This window comes from Pantoea sp. SS70 (assembly GCF_029866845.1).
Classification (GTDB): Bacteria; Pseudomonadota; Gammaproteobacteria; order Enterobacterales; family Enterobacteriaceae; genus Pantoea; species Pantoea leporis.
Genome location: NZ_CP117200.1, coordinates 431,962 through 447,894 on the forward strand (window position 1 = coordinate 431,962; position 15,933 = coordinate 447,894).

The window sequence follows — 15,933 nt, forward strand, 5'->3', positions numbered from 1 at the left end:
GAGCAGAATGAGTCAGACACAACGCCAGCTGCGGCTGGGCGCGATTATTCAGGGCGTATCCGGCAACATGTCGGCATGGCGTCATCCCGATGCGGTGGCGGATGCCAGCATTAACATCGATTACGTGCTTGATCTGGCGCGTAAAGCTGAGCAGGCGAAGATCGATTTCCTGTTTGTCGCCGATGGCTTGTACATCACGCCGCAGTCGATCCCGCACTTCCTCAACCGTTTTGAGCCGATCACCTTGCTGTCGGCGCTGTCGCTGGTGACCCAAAAAATCGGTCTGGTCGCTACGCTTTCCACCTCCTACAGCGAGCCGTTTACCGTGGCGCGCCAGTTCGCCAGCCTCGATCATCTGAGCGGCGGTCGCGTCGGCTGGAACGTGGTGACGTCGCCACTGGAAGGTTCGGCGAAAAACTTCTCGCGCAGCACCCATCCAGAACACGACGAGCGTTACCGCGTTGCCAGCGAATATTTGCAGGTGGTGAAAGGGCTGTGGGATTCGTGGGAAGGCGATGCCTTTGTGCGCGACAAACAGAGCGGAGAATTCTTCGCCGCCGACAAGCTGCATACGCTAAATCATAAAGGACATTACTTCTCGGTGCAGGGACCGCTCAACGTCGGTCGCTCGCCGCAGGGCCGCCCGATTGTGTTCCAGGCGGGCGCGTCGGAAGCGGGCAAAGCCTTTGCCGCCGAAGCCGCCGATGCCATTTATACGCGCCAGGAAACGCTGGAGCAGGCGCGCGAATTTCGTGAAGACGTGCGCCGCCGGCTGGTGGCACGCGGGCGCGATGCCGATGATATCCGTGTGTTCCAGGGCATCAGCGTGATTATTGGCGAAACGGAACAGGATGCCGAGCGCCGCTATCAGCAAACCGCCGAGCTGGTGACCATCGATAAAGCGCTGGAGTATCTTGGTCGCTACTTCGAGCATCACGATTTCAGCCAGTACGCGCTGGATGAAGCTTTCCCGGACATTGGCGAGCTGGGCAGCAACAGCTTCCGCAGCACCACCGACAAGATCAAACAGAACGCGCGCGAACGTGGCTTAACGCTGCGCCAGACGGCGCTGGAAGAAGCGACGCCGCGTCCGACTTTCCTGGGTACGGCGCAGCAGGTTGCCGAAGGGCTGGCAAACTGGTTCCTGCAGGGCGCAACCGACGGTTTTATCGTACGTGGCGGTACGCCAACGGCGTTTGATGATTTTGTGGCGCAGGTAATTCCGCTGTTGCAGGCGCGGGGTATTTATCGCAAAGAGTATGAAGGCGAGACGCTGCGTGAAAATCTCGGCTTGCCCGAACCCGAGAATCAGTTTGCGGCGCAGCGGCACAGGGTCGAAGTGGCTTAAAGGTCAAATGAACGCGATGAATCGCGCCGCTACGAATATGTGCGCTTTATGTGTACGGTAATCAATCACCGCACATTCCGTAGCGGCGCAATTTATTGCGCAATGTTGAACATCACAACGCCGTCACGCCCAGCGCGGTGGCGCGATCTTTCCACTCCCGCACTTCGTCATAAAACGCCCGATCGCTCACGCTGAATCCACTAATCAAACACTCCGCTAACAGCTCCTGATAACGCTTATCGCTGGTCAGTTCGCTCAACGCACTGCGCAATTTCTCGAGGGTTGCTGCATCGGTTTTGGCTGACGTAATCAGCGGCAGCGCGGCGCACAGCGGTGTTTCGCCGATGATCTCCAGCCCCGCCAGCTCCTGCGGGAAATTGCGGCGCAGCAGCGCCCAGGTGATGCAATCAATCGCCGCGATATCCGCCTCGCCCGCGCGCAACGCCGCCAGCGACTGACGATGGCTGCCGCTGAAGCGGGTTGCGCTGAAGAATTTCCCGTCCTGCGCCAGCGGCGCAATCACGTAGCGCAGCGAGTTGAAACCGGAGTGGGAATCGTTGCTGTTGCACACCGCGCGCCGTCCGCGAAAGTCGCTCAGCGTCAGGTTCTCATCTGCGCTGCGCACTACCAGCCAGCTGCGATAGCGCTGGCCGTCGCAGCCCTGGGCGCTGGAGAGGAAGGTGCCAACCAGCTGCACATCGGGCAGCAGCTCCACCAACGGATAACCACAGGTTTGGCTCAGCAGCAGCTGGTCATCGCGCCAGTGCGGCAGTAAATCCTGCGGCCAGCTAACTTCAGCTGGCACGCCGCGTTGTTGCAGCAGCGTTGTTAGCGCTGAGGTCAGGCCGATAGTCGCCTGATGGTTGATGTCGTACATCGGTAACGAAAGAGTGGGCATCCTGTGCATCCTTTTGCGTACCCGGATGGGCATTAACCTCGACCGATTTGCGCCAGAAGCGGGTTATCCATTCGCCATAACCGGCGACGCGAAAACCGTGGTTACGCTGGTGATAACCATCGCGATACAGCAAATAGACTTTGCGTAATCCGTACCACGGCAAACCGGGTAGATCGTGATGTACAGAATGATAGTTGAGATTGAGGAACAGCAAACGCCATGGCAACGCGGCTTCGTTATTGACCGAGCGCGCCAGCGGCTCCTCGTCGGCACGATGCTCGTAGAAGGATCGCACTTTGGTCAGCATCAGCGCCGGATAACTCACCGTCAGCACCAACCACAGCGGCGAGAAGCCATGCAGCGCCATCCAGTAAAACAGCCCGCTCAGTAAGGTGAGATGAATAATCCACATCGTCATCGCCGGTTTATCGCGTTGAATAAAGGCATGCACCAGGGTTTTGAGGGTGGCGGCCATATCCAGCAGCGGGCCGAGCAGCAAACGTCCGGGAAAGGTGTTGCGCAGATGAATCACCTGCTGCTGCCACGGCTTGAGTTGCGCCCAGCGCGCCGGCGAAAGGTAGTAGGTTTCCGGATCTTCATCGGGATCGGTCAGCGTGTGGTTGCGGTGATGCGCCAGATGCGAGTCGCGGTATAAGCCATACGGATACCACACCGCCAGCGGCAGCGTGCCGAACAGCTGGTTGAAACGGGGAAAACGCGTCAGGTGGCCGTGAATCAACTCGTGCTGCAGCGACATATACCAGGTGGTAAACAGGACCAGCAGCAGCGTGCTCAGCGTTAACCCCAACGTTCGCCAATAGACAACGCTGGCGAACCAACCGCCGTACACCGCCACCATCAATAGCCACGTTGGCAATTCGCTACGCCACAGCCAGCTGCGCGCCAGTTGATGCACCACGTCACGCTGTTGCGCACTGAGATAGGCGGATGTCCCTTTACTCATGGTGAAGCCGAACCCGTAAACAGTAATTAGGCTTTTGACGATGATTGATCACCGTGATGAACACAAAGAATCTCTTTTTCTTAGTTATGCAAAAAAGTTGATGAAGCGCGCGAAATCTATTGGCTATCAGTCACCTCGTCTGTGGCGTAACCTTGCTGCATTGAAAACGTTCGAGCCGGCGCGGCTCACGAGGAGAATTTCAGCATGAAAAAGATTGGCTTCTTATCTTTTGGTCACTGGACCCCATCATCACAATCCGCCACCCGTTCGGCGCGGGACGTACTGCTGCAATCGATTGATTTAGCAGTGGCCGCCGAAGAGTTGGGTGCCGATGGCGCTTACTTCCGCGTGCACCACTTTGCGCGTCAGTTAAGCTCGCCGTTCCCGCTGTTGGCGGCGGTAGGTGCGCGCACCAAAAAGATTGAAATTGGTACCGGCGTGATCGACATGCGCTACGAAAACCCGCTGTATATGGCGGAAGATGCCGGTGCGGCGGATCTGATTTCTAACGGTCGTCTGCAGCTCGGCCTGAGCCGTGGCTCGCCGGAGCAGGTTATCGAAGGCTATCGCTACTTTGGCTTTGATCCGCAAAACGGTGAGAGCGATGCCGATATGGGCCGTCGCCATACCGAGGAACTGTTGGAAGTGCTGCGCGGTGAAGGTTTTGCTAAACCCAATCCGCAGCCGATGTTCCCCAATCCACCGGGCTTGTTACGTCTTGAGCCGTTCTCGGCCGGTTTGCGTGAGCGTATCTGGTGGGGTTCTGGCTCCAACGCGACATCTATCTGGGCGGCGCAGCAGGGCATGAACCTGCAAAGCTCCACCCTGAAAGATGATGAAACCGGCGAACCGTTCCACGTGCAGCAGGCGAAGCAGATTCGTGCTTATCGTCAGGCGTGGGAAGCGGCGGGCCATCAGCGTACGCCGCGTGTTTCGGTGAGCCGCAGCATTTTTGCGCTCACCAACGACACCGACCGCGCCTACTTTGGTCGCAGTGGACAGGATCGGGATTCGGTGGGTTTCCTCGACGAGAAAACCCGCGCCATCTTTGGTCGCAGTTATGCCGCCGAGCCGGATCAGTTGATCAAACAGCTGGCGCAGGACGAAGGGATTGCCGAAGCGGATACGCTGTTGCTGACCATCCCGAATCAGTTAGGCGTGGATTACTGTGCGCACGTGATTGAGAGCATTTTGACCCACGTTGCACCGGAGTTGGGTTGGCGTTGATGTAATAAATTGCGTCGCTACAACAGATGCACCATTCTGTAGCGGCGCGATTTATCGCGCAATAAATTGCGCCGCTACGAATACCGACTAATTACCCATCAAAACGCTGTTTCCAGTGAATCTGTGACGCAATAATCATCATCCACCAGCGGCAGATAGCGCCATTTATCAAAAGCGGTACAAGGATGCGAAATACCGCAGCCGACCCAATCGCCTACCTGCAGCGGCTCATCCTCCGGCAATAACAGATAAGCATGCTGATCGTTCACATCACTGATACGCAAATGCGTCGCCGCACGTGGCGCGCTGCCATCGGCGTTGCGGATCCACAGCGGATTGGGCAGATCCTGATCGAACGGGACATCGCGGCGGCCAAAATCGACGAATGCCAGGCCCGGCTCCGGACGCGACAATACGCGGCCCCAAATCTCCAGTGCGGCAGCAAAATGATGCGTTGCGCCCGGCTGAGCAAAGGGCGCGATGCGTGCATAGAGTCCGCTGTCGTGCGCCATATAGGCGCCGGACCTGATTAGCGGCGTCACCAGCAGCGGCAGTTTCGCCGCGGTGAAGCACGCTGTCACCACATCAAACCAGGCGCCGCCACCGGCGCTGAGGATGATGTGGTCGCTGGTAAACAGCTGCTTTTCCGCCAGCAATTCAGCGGTAGCGATCATCATCTGGCAGTAATCTTTCACACGCTGAATGCCGCTTTCATCGCGGCCTGCACCGAGCGCGCCTTCATAACCGGCCACGCCCACCAGCTTGAGCGCCGGGCAGGCGGCGATCGCTTCGGCAATCGCCAGCGCATCTTGCTGAGAACGACAACCGGTGCGGCCGCCGCTGACAGACATCTCCAGCAGCACCGAAATCTGGCTGTCGCCGAGGTTCTCCGCCAACAGCTTCACGCCTTGCAGCGAATCGACGTAGCACAGAAAGCCATGATCGGGATGCTGCTGCTGCCATTGCGCAATCCAGCGAATACCCGCCGGATCGACCAACTCGTTGGCGAGAAACACATTGCGGATACCGAACTGACGCAGCGCGCGCACCTGCGCGGGCGTGGCGGCACCCAAACCCCAGGCGCCGCCTGCGCTAATCGCGCGGCGCAGAACGGCAGGCGACATCGAGGTTTTCCCGTGCGCGGCCAGCATCACGCCGTTTTCGCGGCAGAAGTCTGCCAGCTGGCGCAGATTGTTCTCCAGCGCCGACTGTTTCATTATCATCAGCGGCGAAAACACCTGATCGCTGTTCAGCACCGCCGTGCCGAGAGCCAGCGGCGACTCGCCGGCTCCGGCAACCGATTTAAAACGTGGCGCGGTTTGCTGCGCATCCAGTAATCCATCCGCCTGCAGCGGAAAGCGAATCGACATAGATCCTCCTGTTAGTGCTCAAGTACGCGCGATAAAAACTGCTGCGTGCGCGGGTTCTGTGGATTGACGAAAATCTGCTCGGGCGAACCTTGTTCGGCAATCACGCCCTGATCCATAAACACCACGCGGTCAGCGGTTTTGCGCGCGAAGCCCATTTCGTGTGTCACCACCACCATCGTCATGCCTTCACGCGCCAGGCTGCGCATCACTTCCATGACTTCGCCTACCAGTTCTGGGTCCAGCGCCGAGGTAGCTTCATCGAAGAACATGATTTTCGGTTCTACCGCCAGCGCACGGGCAATCGCCACGCGCTGCTGCTGACCACCGGAAAGCTGCGCCGGATAGTAATGCGCGCGCTCGGCCAGTCCGACGCGCGTCAGCGCCGCCATGCCGCGTTTATTGGCTTCGGCTTCCGACAGCTTTTGCGCTTTGATCAGCGCCAGCGTGACGTTGCCGAGCGCGGTTTTGTGCGGGAACAGGTTGAACTGCTGGAACACCATGCCAACGTGACCGCAGATTTCGCTGGCGCGCTTGCGTTGGTGCAGCGGCACGTCGTTGACCCACACTTCACCGCCGTCGGCCACTTCCAGCCCGCTCATGATGCGCAGCACGGTACTTTTGCCAGAGCCGGATGCGCCAATCAGCACCAGCACTTCGCCCGGTGAAACATCCAGGCTGATCTCTTTCAGCACCTGGGTTGCGCCAAATGATTTGGTTATCCGGCTTAAGGTAATCGCGGATTTGCTCATGAGATTTGGCTCCTGGTTTGATGATGTTGAACCCAACGGGAAAGCGGGAAGCAGACGGCGAAGTAGAGCAGGGCGACCAGACCGTAAACCACCACCGGCTGACCGATGCGATCGACAATCGCCTGGCCCTGATGCATCAGTTCGGACATGCCGATCATGCTGACGATCGAGGTGTCTTTGATCAGGGAAAGATACTGGCCCGCTAGCGGCGGCAGCACGATGCCGCGCGTTTGCGGCAGGATCACGCTCATAAAGGTCTGACGCTTCGACAGGCCCAAAATCCATGACACTTCCCACTGGCCTTTTGGCACCGCTTCGATGCCGGCGCGGAACACTTCCGCGATATACGCGCCCTGATAGATGCTCAGGCCAAGAATACCGGCGGCAAACAGGTTGATGTCATAGCCGAAATAGGCGACGCCGAAGTAGATGAACATCAGCGTGATCAGTACCGGCGTGCCGCGAAACAGCTCGGTGTAGATCACCGCAATCTGCTTCAGAACGGGCAAGCGGCTGGTGCGCAACACCGCCGCCAGCAAGCCCAGCAGCGTGCTGCCAATGATCGCGGCCACCGACAGCAGCAGCGTGATACCGAGCCCTTTTATCAGAATCGGTAACGAACTAATGATTAACTCGTTCATAACGCGTTCTCCCGTTTCACTGGATTAGTCAGCCATTTTCTTGCCCACCACCAGGCGGACTTTTTTATCGGGGTCACCAGCGGCGGGTGGAACATGCGCCGTCCTGCCATCGTTCCCAGCCAGGAGAACAGGTTGCTCAGCACCAGATAGACCAGGGCTACGACGCTAAATGTCTGGATATAAAGAAGCGTGCGCGCATTAATCACTGTGGCGGTGCCGGTCAGTTCAGGCAGCGCAATCGCTGACAGCAAAGAGGTGCCGAGCAGCAGCTGAATCAGGTTGTTGATAATGGCGGGCCACACCGCGCGCGCCGCCTGCGGCAGCACCACGGTGAGAAACACCTGACGACGGGGAATGCCCAGCACCCATGCGGCTTCTAGCTGGCCTTTCGGCACCGATTGAATGCCTGCGCGGAAGGTTTCGGACAGGTAGGCACCGACGTTAATCCCCAGCGCCAGCACGCCAGCGGTAAAGGCGCTCATGGTGATGCCGAGCGACGGCAGACCAAAAAAGATGATGAAGATCTGCAGCAGCACCGGCGTGTTGCGGATGAACTCAACGTAGCAGTGACTGATCCAGCGCAGCGGGGCCAGCGGCGACGCTTTCGCCAGTGCCGAGAGCAAACCGAGCGCCACTGCCAGCGCAAACGCCAGCAATGTCACTTGCAAGGTGAGCCACGCGGCGGCAAGAAAAGTGTCGGCGTAGCGCCACAGTGTTAGCCATTGATAACTCATGGTTCTGCTCCTTCGGGCGGCGCAGCAGCAGTTGCCGCGCCGCGTGGGGATCAATATTGCGGATTCAGCGGGTAACGCGGTTTGTTGCCGAACCATTTCTGATACAGCTGGGCGTTTTCACCGGAGGCGTTAATTTCAAACAGGAATTCGTTGAGGTAGTTGGTCCAGACCTGATCGCCCTGCTTCACGCCAAAGGCGTTGTATTCCAGCGGCACCAGCGCTTCATTGGTCACGGTTAACGTTGGGTCGAGCTTGGCCTGATAGGCGAGGAAGTTGTTATCCTCGATCATCGCATCAGCCTGGCCCTGTTTCACCGCGAGGATGGCCGCCTGCGATGAGTCGTACTCCTGAATCTTCACGTCAATGCCGAGGTTGCGCACTTCGTCACCGTTGGTCGATCCTTTCACCGTGGCGATGGTTTTGCCGCCCATATCGTGTGCGGACTGGATGCCGCTGTTCTTGCGCACCAGCATCGCTTCACTCGCCACCACATACGGGTTGGTGAAGCCGATCTCTTTGGCGCGTTCCAGATTGCGGGTGAAGTTGCAGAACACCACATCCACTTTATTGGTTTGCAGATTAGGAATGCGGTTGGCGCTGGTGGTGTTGACCATTTCCAGTTTCACGCCCATCTCTTTGGCCAGCGCTTTGGCGAGATCAACATCGTAGCCGTCCGGGTTGCCGTCTTTATCGTAAAAGCCGAACGGGGCGAAACTCAGGCAGTCACCGACGCGCAGCGTGCCACGTTGCAACACGGTTTGCAGCGCTGACTGCGGCGCGGCACCCGCTGCTTTTTTCTCTTCGGTTGGCGTACAGCCCGCCAGCGTCAGTAATACCAGCGCGCCGGCTAGCGCGTTGAGGCTCACTTTTAGCGATGTTGTCTTCATTGTTATGCTCTCTTTAGAAATTTTGACGAGACGGTGTAATACCGTTATTTCACAGCAAAATAGAAAGGCATCAATTAATAACAGGCTGTCCTGGTGTGGGCGGAGAAAGTAAACATTCGCCAGCCTGTTTTAACCGTAATGTTTATTTACGATCGGTGCGGAAGCATTTCATATCGACTTCGACTTTGCAGTCGACGACTAAATCCTGCACGCTACAAATACGCGCCGGGGGATTTCCGCTAAATATCTCACTGAATACTTTATTAAATGAACTGAAATAACGCGCATCAGTTAATACCGCCGTGACATGCACCACATCCTCGACGCGATAACCGGCTTCGCGCATGATGGTGAGACAGTTTTCGAACGCCAACTGCGTCTGTTCGATGATGCCACCTTCCACCACTTCGCCGTCGCGCATCGGCGTTTGGCCAGAGATGTAGAGCCAGCCATCGGCTTCCACCGCGCGGGCAAACGGAAGTTTCTGCCCGCCGGTACCGGTTCCGCCTTCTACGCCATAACGTTTAATCGTCATCCCTTTCTGCTCCTGTAGCAGCGAATATCTGCTTACTGTGTTGTCTGATATACCAGACTGCTATCTGCAATACTGGATAGGGCAAGATTTGCACAGGAAATTTTCTTTTGCAATATGTGCACAGCGATTTAATTTTTTGTGATGTCGTCGGGATCGCAAAATAAAATTAACTTTTGTCTGCGTTTATATTGGAGTGTGATCGTTATCGTAGTTTTATAAACGTTGAGTGAACGTATTGCGCCATAATGAGGCACCAAAATTGATCGTGCTAATTAATGGCAGGTAATTAATATTTATTTAATCCGGGATGGGTAAAAGCCGATGCGCGGTGTATCATGCCCTTCTTTCATTGCCTTTACCTTTTGTACCCAAGCCACCAAGGAGTGAGTTTATGCCGGACGAAAAACCCTCGCGGGCGCGCGGAGTTGACCGGGTTATTGATATCTTTCGGCAGTTGCACAGCGCACGTCAGCCGATGTCGATGCGCGCGTTGATCGACGCCACCGGCGCACCTCGTTCCAGCATCTATGAATTAGTCAGCCTGCTAAGTGAAGCCGGTTTGGTGGAGCTGGATGCCGAAGGCGCAGTGTTCTTTGGCCGTGAGATGCACTATTACGGTGCGGATTATATGGCGCATAACGATCTGATCCGTCGGGCGCATCAGCTCATGGTGGAGATTGTGGCGCGCCACGGTGAAACCGTGCAGCTCTGCATGCTGGAGGGCAACAAATACACCGTGGTGCTCTCTGAGAGTAATGCGCATCCGTTTAAAATCACTTCGGATATCGGCGTGCGTGTGCCGATTACCTGGACCGCGACCGGGCGTTTGCTGCTGAGTAACTGGTCGGACAGCGCGATTCTGGATCTGATCCCGGAGGAGGATTATCGCCTCGCCAGCGGCCAGATCCTCGATAAGCAGGCGTTTCTTGATGAAATTCATCACGCTGGAAAACTCGGTTACTGCATGACCGAAGGCTTGTCGGAAAGCTTTACCTGCTGCATGGCGGCGCCGATCCGTTCGCGCAGCGGTCAGGCGGTGGCGGCAATCTGTTTTATGGTCAGCCGCGATACGCCGCAGGAGCGTCGCCAGATGCTGCTGCAGGAACTGATCACTTCCGGACAAAAACTCTCTGATTTCACCTAACAGCACCCGCATAAAACTCTGTTACAACTGATTGAAGTGGCGTTTATTCTCGCCACTTAAGGTTGTGTTAAGGTAATTGATAATAATAACTATTCTTTTTACCACGGAGTTTTGGCATGAAAACGCGCCTGCTTTTGGCAATGGGATTACTGGCTTCAACGGCGGCGGCTGCCTCCACGTATCCGCTGACCGTCACCGATATGGACGGCAACACGCAAACCATCAACAAAGAGCCGCAGCACATCATATTGCAGGATGGGCGCGACATTCTGACGCTGGCGCTGCTGGATCGCGACGATCCGTTTAAGCGCGTGGTGGCGTGGAATAATCTGCCGAAAAAGCAGGACACGCAAACCTGGGATGTACTTAAAGGGCGCTGGCCGGAAGCGACGAAAATCGTCGATATGGGTTTTAACGATCAGGGCCAGGTCAATCTCGAAAGCGTGCTGGCGCAGAAACCCGATTTGATGATTGCGCAACTGCGCGCCAAACCGGCGTTACAGCAATCGGGCGTGCTCAGCACCTTGCAAAATCTGCATATTCCGGTGGTGTTCCTGGATTATGAACTGCATCCCGCGCAGAACACCGCGCCGAGCGTGACGCTGCTTGGTAAAGTGCTGAACCGCGAAAGCCAGGCCAAGGCTTATACCGATTTCTATCAGCAGAAATTCGCGCGCATCACCCAAGGCGTGGCGCAAGTAAAAGATAAGCCAACGGTGTTTATCGAGCCGATAGCCGGGAATAGCGACAACTGTTGCTTTACGCACAGCCACAATGGCTGGGGCGGATTGGTGGAAGCGGTGGGCGGCAAAAATATCGGCTCTGAACTGCTGCCGGGCAATGCCGGATTTGTGGCGCTGGAAAAAATCATCGCCATGAAACCGGATGTCTACATCATGACCGGATCGAAACGTTCAAACGCCAATGTGTTGCCGTTTGGTTATGGCGTGCAGCCGGAAGAAGTGAAAGCCACCTTCCAGACGCTGCTGAAGCGCACCGGCCTGGCGCAGATCGAGCCGGTGAAACAGGGCCGCGTATATGGCGTGTACCACCACTTCTATAATCATCCGTACAACATCATTGGCATGGAAATTCTGGCGAAAGATCTCTATCCGCAACAGTTTGCCGATCTCAAACCGAACGCGGATTTCCGCACCATCGTTAAAAATTTCACCACGTTGCCGGATAACGCCATCGATTTGAGTTATCCCGACAACCAGTAATCGCAGGTTTCCCCGTCGCCGTAAGGTCGCCATTTATGGCGACCAATCCGCTCCATCAACATTCCTCAATGACAACGTTAATTGTTATGTTATAACATAACTAAAAACACCATTGCGCGTATGCCTATACGTCTTGTGAACCTTGTCATTTAGAGGAGTTGCTATGTCAGCATTAACCCAAAATCAGGATGGTTTCAAAAAACTTCCCGTCACCGTGCTTTCCGGCTTTCTTGGCGCAGGTAAAACCACGCTGCTCAATCATATTCTCAATAACCGCGAAGGGCGTCGTGTGGCGGTGATCGTCAATGATATGTCGGAAGTGAATATCGATGCCGCGCTGGTGCGCGAGGGCGGGGCAGAGCTGTCGCGCACCGACGAAAAGCTGGTGGAAATGAGTAACGGCTGCATCTGCTGCACATTGCGTGAAGATTTGCTGCTGGAGGTTAATCGTCTGGCGAAAGATGGCCGCTTCGATAATTTGGTGATCGAATCGACCGGCATTTCTGAACCGTTGCCGGTGGCGGAGACCTTCACCTTCGCCGATGAAGAGGGGCAGAGTCTGTCTGAAGTTGCCTCGCTCGACACCATGGTGACGGTGGTCGATGGCTTTAACTTCCTGCGTGACTATGAATCGAATGAGAGCATTCAGTCGCGCGGAGAATCATTGGGCGCTGAGGATGAGCGCACGGTGGTGGATTTATTGGTCGATCAAATCGAGTTCTGCGATGTACTGATCCTTAATAAAACCGACCTGATCAACGAGACGGAAAAAGCGCGGCTGATGGCAATCCTGACGTCACTCAATCCGCGCGCCAACATTATCACCTCTGAATTCGGCAAAGTGGGATTGGATCAGGTGCTCAACACCGGTTTGTTTGATTTTGATGCCGCCGCGCAGGCGCCGGGCTGGCTGCAGGAGTTGCGTGGAGAACACACGCCCGAGACCGAAGAGTACGGCATTCGTAACTTCGTGTTCCGCGCGCGTCGTCCGTTCCATCCGATGCGCTTTGCTCACTTGATTGAAAATGAGATGCACGGCGTGGTGCGTTCCAAAGGCTACTTCTGGCTCGCCAGCCGTCCGCGTCATGCCGGTTCATGGTCGCAGGCAGGCGGCGTATCGCGTCAGGGTTTAGCCGGCCTGTGGTGGGCCAGCGTGCCAAAAGATCGCTGGCCGGAAGATGCGGAAAACCTTGGCTACATCTTAGAGAACTGGGTTGACGGCAGCGGCGACGCGCGACAGGAACTGGTGTTTATCGGCATAGAAATGGATGAAAACGCGCTGCGTAGCAAACTGGAACAGGCGCTGTTAAGCGATGAGGAAATGGCGCTCGGACCCGATCACTGGGTGGAATTCCCCGACCCGTTCCAGCCATGGTTTAACTGATTAGTCAGGTCGCCATTCCTGGCGACCTTCATAATTACACATTCCCAACCCACATCGACACCTCAACCCCATCGTTAAATGGCAGCGACATAAAACCACGATTACTGTGCACCAGCTCCAGATACTCCGGGCTGAAGTCGGCATCGTCGGCAACAATCAGCGCGCCGGGACGCAAAAACGGCTGCACCAACGTTACAATCTCCGGGTAAATCGCTTTTGCACCGTCCAGCACCAGCATATCGATGGTGGCCGGTAGATCGCGGCTCAATGTCTGCAACGCATCGCCCACGCGCACCTCAATCAAATCGCTGACGCCGGCATCGGCGAAATGGTTACGGGCTAACGCGACTTTCCCCGGCTCAAACTCGCAGGTGATGATGTTACCGCCGCCGTTATCGCGCAGCGCCGCCGCCAGATGCAGCGTGGAAATGCCGAATGAGGTGCCAAATTCAACGATGGTTTTGGCATTGCTGCCGCGCGCCAGCATATACAGCAACTTGCCGGTTTCACGTGATACCGCTAACGGCACCTCTTTTAGATGTCCATAAAGTTCCAGGTAATCGGTTTTGCTGTGTAGCAGGCGATGTTGTTCGGCGTCAGTCATGGTTCTGAAGGCGTTATTGGTTGGATGCGCCATATTATCGGCCAGCTCAAACAGGTAATTCAGCAGCGGCGCCAGTGGCGCAGAGGTTAAGGTATTCATGTTGTTCTCCGTGCAGACAAATGGATTTTGCTGTGCCAACAGAATACGATGAATTATTCGCATTTCACTATTCGTGTTCAGGAGATGATGATGACTGAGCCACGTAACATTAAGATTTCACAAAGGAAAAGACCCAGGCAGGCGCGTTCCAGCGAGCTGGTTTCCGCCATTTTGCAGGCGGCTACTCAGGTTTTGGAGCTGGAAGGCGCCACGCGTTTCACCACGGCGCGGGTGGCGGAACGCGCGGGCGTCAGTATTGGATCGCTGTATCAATATTTTCCCAATAAGGCAGCTATTCTTTTCCGATTACAAAGCGAAGAGTGGCTACGCACTAGCGATTTGTTAAGTGCGATTCTGCGCAATACCGCCAACATGCCGCGTCAACGACTGCACGATCTCACACTGGCGTTTTTGCATTCGGAATGTGAAGAGGCGGCGATGCGCACCGCGCTGAATGACGCCGCACCTTTGTATCGTGATGCGCCGGAAGTGCAGGAAGCGCGCGCGGCGGGTGAAAATGTCATCAGCGATTTTCTGCGTGAAGTATTACCGCACTCGGAGGAAAGTGAACGATCGCGCGCCGCAGATTTATTGAACAGTACGCTGGGCAATGTTGGGAAACATTTTTCCGAATCGCCGCGCACGCCAGCAGAGATTCAGGCTTACGCGCAAGAGATGGCGGCGATGTTTTGTGCCTGGATCAGGGAAAAAGGCGCCGATTTACAGTAAAAGATGGACTGGAAATCTCTGAAAGCGGTTAACAAACTCATTATTCACATTCTCAATAATCCACACCGCGAGTAAGCTTAACAAAACTTTATTGAGCCGAATGAGCAAACGGGAGAGCAAAATGGCAGTGAAGATGATTGCGGTGGATATGGATGGCACTTTTCTCGATGACAACAAACAATACAACGCGCAGCGCTTTGCGCGTCAGTATGCGTTGCTGAAAGAGAAGGGCATTCGTTTCGTGGTCGCCAGCGGCAATCAGTATTATCAGTTGCTGCGCTACTTTCCTGATATCAAAGACGAGATCGCTTTTGTTGCGGAAAACGGCGCCTGGGTTTCTGACAGTAATGAAGAGATCTTCTGCGGCGAACTGGCGCAGGAGCGCGTGCATCAAATCCTCGACATCCTCGCCAAAGAGCCGGACATCAGCACCGTGGTCTGTGGCCGCAACGGCGCGTACGTGCACACCTCAATGTCCGACGAAGTGATTGCCATGTTGGCGAATCACTATCATCGTCTGGAAAAGCACGACAATCTCTACGATATCGACGACACCATCTTTAAGTTCTCGCTGAATCTGGCGCACGAAGGCGTTGATGCCTTGATGGAACGTCTGCACGCTGAGTTGGGCGCGATTGAAAACATCATGCATCCGGTTTCCAGCGGTTTTGGGTTTGTGGATTTGATCATTCCTGGCTGCCACAAAGCGCACGGAATCGCGCTGCTCCAGGAAAAATGGGGCATTGATGATTGTGAAGTGGTGGCGATAGGCGACAGCGCCAATGACATCGAAATGTTGCGTCAGGCGTGCTATAGCTTCTCAATGGCGAACGCCGCCGCGCCAGTCAACGCCGTGTCGCGTTACAGAACCGAAAGCAACAATGACGAAGGCGCGCTTAACGTGATCGCTCGCATTTTGGCGCGCGAAGTGCCGTTTGGCTGATGTTACTGATGCGGAGCGTCATTGCAGGCAATGACGCTCAAGCAGAATGCTAGTTGTTAATTCATCTCACTTACTAGTACCCGTCATATACCTCATTGAGAAAGGGTTATAACGCATAAACCCGCCTGATTTGTCAAAAGTGACCAATGTTGTCGCTCTAATCTTTCCTTTATATATAAGACAATAAAGTATTATTGGAATTGAATCCGAAATTTACTGATAAAATAAAAGCATTATAATGCAATGGTTTGAGGGCTTTTTTACCTTCAACACATCTTGCGATAACTTCACTTGTCTTATAAATGGGTAGGAAAATTCCCTCGAATTAACTTATTACTCTGTTTTTATAAGTTCATCCAGTTGAAAAAATAATGATTACAATTGAAAGGCAATTTAATACTCGATGCTGACTCGATTAACTGAGTGTTTTTTTCTTTTAATTTAAAAGTAATTA

General features: G+C 55.1%; 16 protein-coding genes. 7 read left to right on the forward strand and 9 right to left on the reverse strand.

The genetic code is table 11. From position 1 onward, the window contains the following. Positions 1-7 precede the first annotated feature (7 nt). Positions 8-1,348 carry an LLM class flavin-dependent oxidoreductase gene (locus tag PO881_RS21620; protein WP_280172948.1) on the forward strand — a complete coding sequence of 447 codons (1,341 nt, stop codon included), beginning with the start codon at positions 8-10 and terminating at the stop codon, positions 1,346-1,348. Positions 1,349-1,460: 112 nt separating this feature from the next. On the opposite strand, the gene PO881_RS21625 is transcribed toward PO881_RS21620, so the two are convergent. Further along, complete coding sequence (locus PO881_RS21625; RefSeq protein WP_280172949.1) at positions 1,461-2,255, reverse strand: PhnD/SsuA/transferrin family substrate-binding protein; 795 nt, start codon at positions 2,253-2,255, stop codon at positions 1,461-1,463. Beyond that, positions 2,143-3,210: a fatty acid desaturase gene (locus PO881_RS21630; RefSeq protein ID WP_280172950.1), complete on the reverse strand. Its 1,068-nt coding sequence runs from the start codon at positions 3,208-3,210 to the stop codon at positions 2,143-2,145. The genes PO881_RS21625 and PO881_RS21630 overlap by 113 nt, the downstream gene beginning before the upstream one ends. Positions 3,211-3,414: 204 nt before the next feature. Here PO881_RS21630 and PO881_RS21635 point away from each other — a divergent pair, with 204 nt between their 5' ends. Continuing rightward, a complete protein-coding gene (locus PO881_RS21635; protein ID WP_280172951.1) occupies positions 3,415-4,437 on the forward strand; it encodes an LLM class flavin-dependent oxidoreductase in 1,023 nt (340 codons plus the stop codon). A gap of 98 nt (positions 4,438-4,535) precedes the next feature. Here PO881_RS21635 and PO881_RS21640 read toward each other — a convergent pair whose 3' ends face one another. From PO881_RS21640 to PO881_RS21665, 6 genes are all read right to left on the reverse strand, one after another. Next, positions 4,536-5,807, reverse strand: a complete 1,272-nt coding sequence (locus PO881_RS21640) for an alanine racemase (RefSeq protein WP_280172952.1) — start codon at positions 5,805-5,807, stop codon at positions 4,536-4,538. 11 nt (positions 5,808-5,818) lie between these two features. Next, entirely contained in the window at positions 5,819-6,556 is a 738-nt protein-coding gene (locus tag PO881_RS21645) for an amino acid ABC transporter ATP-binding protein (RefSeq protein ID WP_192414634.1), read from the reverse strand. Beyond that, the gene (locus PO881_RS21650; RefSeq protein ID WP_280172953.1) at positions 6,553-7,197 is read right to left on the reverse strand and encodes an amino acid ABC transporter permease; all 645 of its coding nucleotides are present in this window, start codon (positions 7,195-7,197) and stop codon (positions 6,553-6,555) included. Before PO881_RS21650 ends, PO881_RS21645 begins: the two co-directional genes overlap by 4 nt. Further along, entirely contained in the window at positions 7,194-7,931 is a 738-nt protein-coding gene (locus tag PO881_RS21655; protein WP_192235333.1) for an amino acid ABC transporter permease, read from the reverse strand. The genes PO881_RS21650 and PO881_RS21655 overlap by 4 nt, the downstream gene beginning before the upstream one ends. Positions 7,932-7,981: 50 nt before the next feature. Beyond that, entirely contained in the window at positions 7,982-8,818 is an 837-nt protein-coding gene (locus PO881_RS21660) for a transporter substrate-binding domain-containing protein (RefSeq protein WP_137387120.1), read from the reverse strand. A gap of 142 nt (positions 8,819-8,960) precedes the next feature. After that, a complete protein-coding gene (locus PO881_RS21665; protein ID WP_110867081.1) occupies positions 8,961-9,353 on the reverse strand; it encodes a RidA family protein in 393 nt (130 codons plus the stop codon). Positions 9,354-9,744: 391 nt separating this feature from the next. Between PO881_RS21665 and PO881_RS21670 the strand changes: the two genes are divergently transcribed. The 3 genes from PO881_RS21670 to zigA all read left to right on the forward strand — a co-directional run bounded on the left by PO881_RS21670 (position 9,745) and on the right by zigA (position 13,104). Continuing rightward, on the forward strand, positions 9,745-10,497 hold the full coding sequence (locus tag PO881_RS21670; RefSeq protein ID WP_176973282.1) for an IclR family transcriptional regulator: 753 nt from the start codon (positions 9,745-9,747) through the stop codon (positions 10,495-10,497). 116 nt (positions 10,498-10,613) lie between these two features. Next, a complete protein-coding gene (locus PO881_RS21675) occupies positions 10,614-11,720 on the forward strand; it encodes an ABC transporter substrate-binding protein (RefSeq protein WP_280172954.1) in 1,107 nt (368 codons plus the stop codon). 163 nt (positions 11,721-11,883) lie between these two features. Then, positions 11,884-13,104: a zinc metallochaperone GTPase ZigA gene (gene zigA, locus PO881_RS21680; protein ID WP_280172955.1), complete on the forward strand. Its 1,221-nt coding sequence runs from the start codon at positions 11,884-11,886 to the stop codon at positions 13,102-13,104. A gap of 34 nt (positions 13,105-13,138) precedes the next feature. Here zigA and PO881_RS21685 read toward each other — a convergent pair whose 3' ends face one another. Continuing rightward, positions 13,139-13,807, reverse strand: coding sequence for an O-methyltransferase (locus PO881_RS21685; protein WP_280172956.1), 669 nt, complete (start codon positions 13,805-13,807; stop codon positions 13,139-13,141). A gap of 90 nt (positions 13,808-13,897) precedes the next feature. Between PO881_RS21685 and PO881_RS21690 the strand changes: the two genes are divergently transcribed. Next, positions 13,898-14,536 carry a TetR family transcriptional regulator gene (locus PO881_RS21690; protein ID WP_280173302.1) on the forward strand — a complete coding sequence of 213 codons (639 nt, stop codon included), beginning with the start codon at positions 13,898-13,900 and terminating at the stop codon, positions 14,534-14,536. Positions 14,537-14,657: 121 nt separating this feature from the next. Beyond that, positions 14,658-15,479: a Cof-type HAD-IIB family hydrolase gene (locus PO881_RS21695; RefSeq protein WP_280172957.1), complete on the forward strand. Its 822-nt coding sequence runs from the start codon at positions 14,658-14,660 to the stop codon at positions 15,477-15,479. The last annotated feature ends 454 nt before the right edge of the window (positions 15,480-15,933 follow it).

Bases quoted from the DNA above. Each gene is read 5' to 3' on its own strand.
- PO881_RS21620 (WP_280172948.1), top strand. From the start codon at position 8: ATGAGTCAGACACAACGCCAGCTGCGGCTGGGCGCGATTATTCAGGGC.
- PO881_RS21625 (WP_280172949.1), bottom strand. From the start codon at position 2,255: ATGCACAGGATGCCCACTCTTTCGTTACCGATGTACGACATCAACCAT.
- PO881_RS21630 (WP_280172950.1), bottom strand. From the start codon at position 3,210: ATGAGTAAAGGGACATCCGCCTATCTCAGTGCGCAACAGCGTGACGTG.
- PO881_RS21635 (WP_280172951.1), top strand. From the start codon at position 3,415: ATGAAAAAGATTGGCTTCTTATCTTTTGGTCACTGGACCCCATCATCA.
- PO881_RS21640 (WP_280172952.1), bottom strand. From the start codon at position 5,807: ATGTCGATTCGCTTTCCGCTGCAGGCGGATGGATTACTGGATGCGCAG.
- PO881_RS21645 (WP_192414634.1), bottom strand. From the start codon at position 6,556: ATGAGCAAATCCGCGATTACCTTAAGCCGGATAACCAAATCATTTGGC.
- PO881_RS21650 (WP_280172953.1), bottom strand. From the start codon at position 7,197: ATGAACGAGTTAATCATTAGTTCGTTACCGATTCTGATAAAAGGGCTC.
- PO881_RS21655 (WP_192235333.1), bottom strand. From the start codon at position 7,931: ATGAGTTATCAATGGCTAACACTGTGGCGCTACGCCGACACTTTTCTT.
- PO881_RS21660 (WP_137387120.1), bottom strand. From the start codon at position 8,818: ATGAAGACAACATCGCTAAAAGTGAGCCTCAACGCGCTAGCCGGCGCG.
- PO881_RS21665 (WP_110867081.1), bottom strand. From the start codon at position 9,353: ATGACGATTAAACGTTATGGCGTAGAAGGCGGAACCGGTACCGGCGGG.
- PO881_RS21670 (WP_176973282.1), top strand. From the start codon at position 9,745: ATGCCGGACGAAAAACCCTCGCGGGCGCGCGGAGTTGACCGGGTTATT.
- PO881_RS21675 (WP_280172954.1), top strand. From the start codon at position 10,614: ATGAAAACGCGCCTGCTTTTGGCAATGGGATTACTGGCTTCAACGGCG.
- zigA (WP_280172955.1), top strand. From the start codon at position 11,884: ATGTCAGCATTAACCCAAAATCAGGATGGTTTCAAAAAACTTCCCGTC.
- PO881_RS21685 (WP_280172956.1), bottom strand. From the start codon at position 13,807: ATGAATACCTTAACCTCTGCGCCACTGGCGCCGCTGCTGAATTACCTG.
- PO881_RS21690 (WP_280173302.1), top strand. From the start codon at position 13,898: ATGACTGAGCCACGTAACATTAAGATTTCACAAAGGAAAAGACCCAGG.
- PO881_RS21695 (WP_280172957.1), top strand. From the start codon at position 14,658: ATGGCAGTGAAGATGATTGCGGTGGATATGGATGGCACTTTTCTCGAT.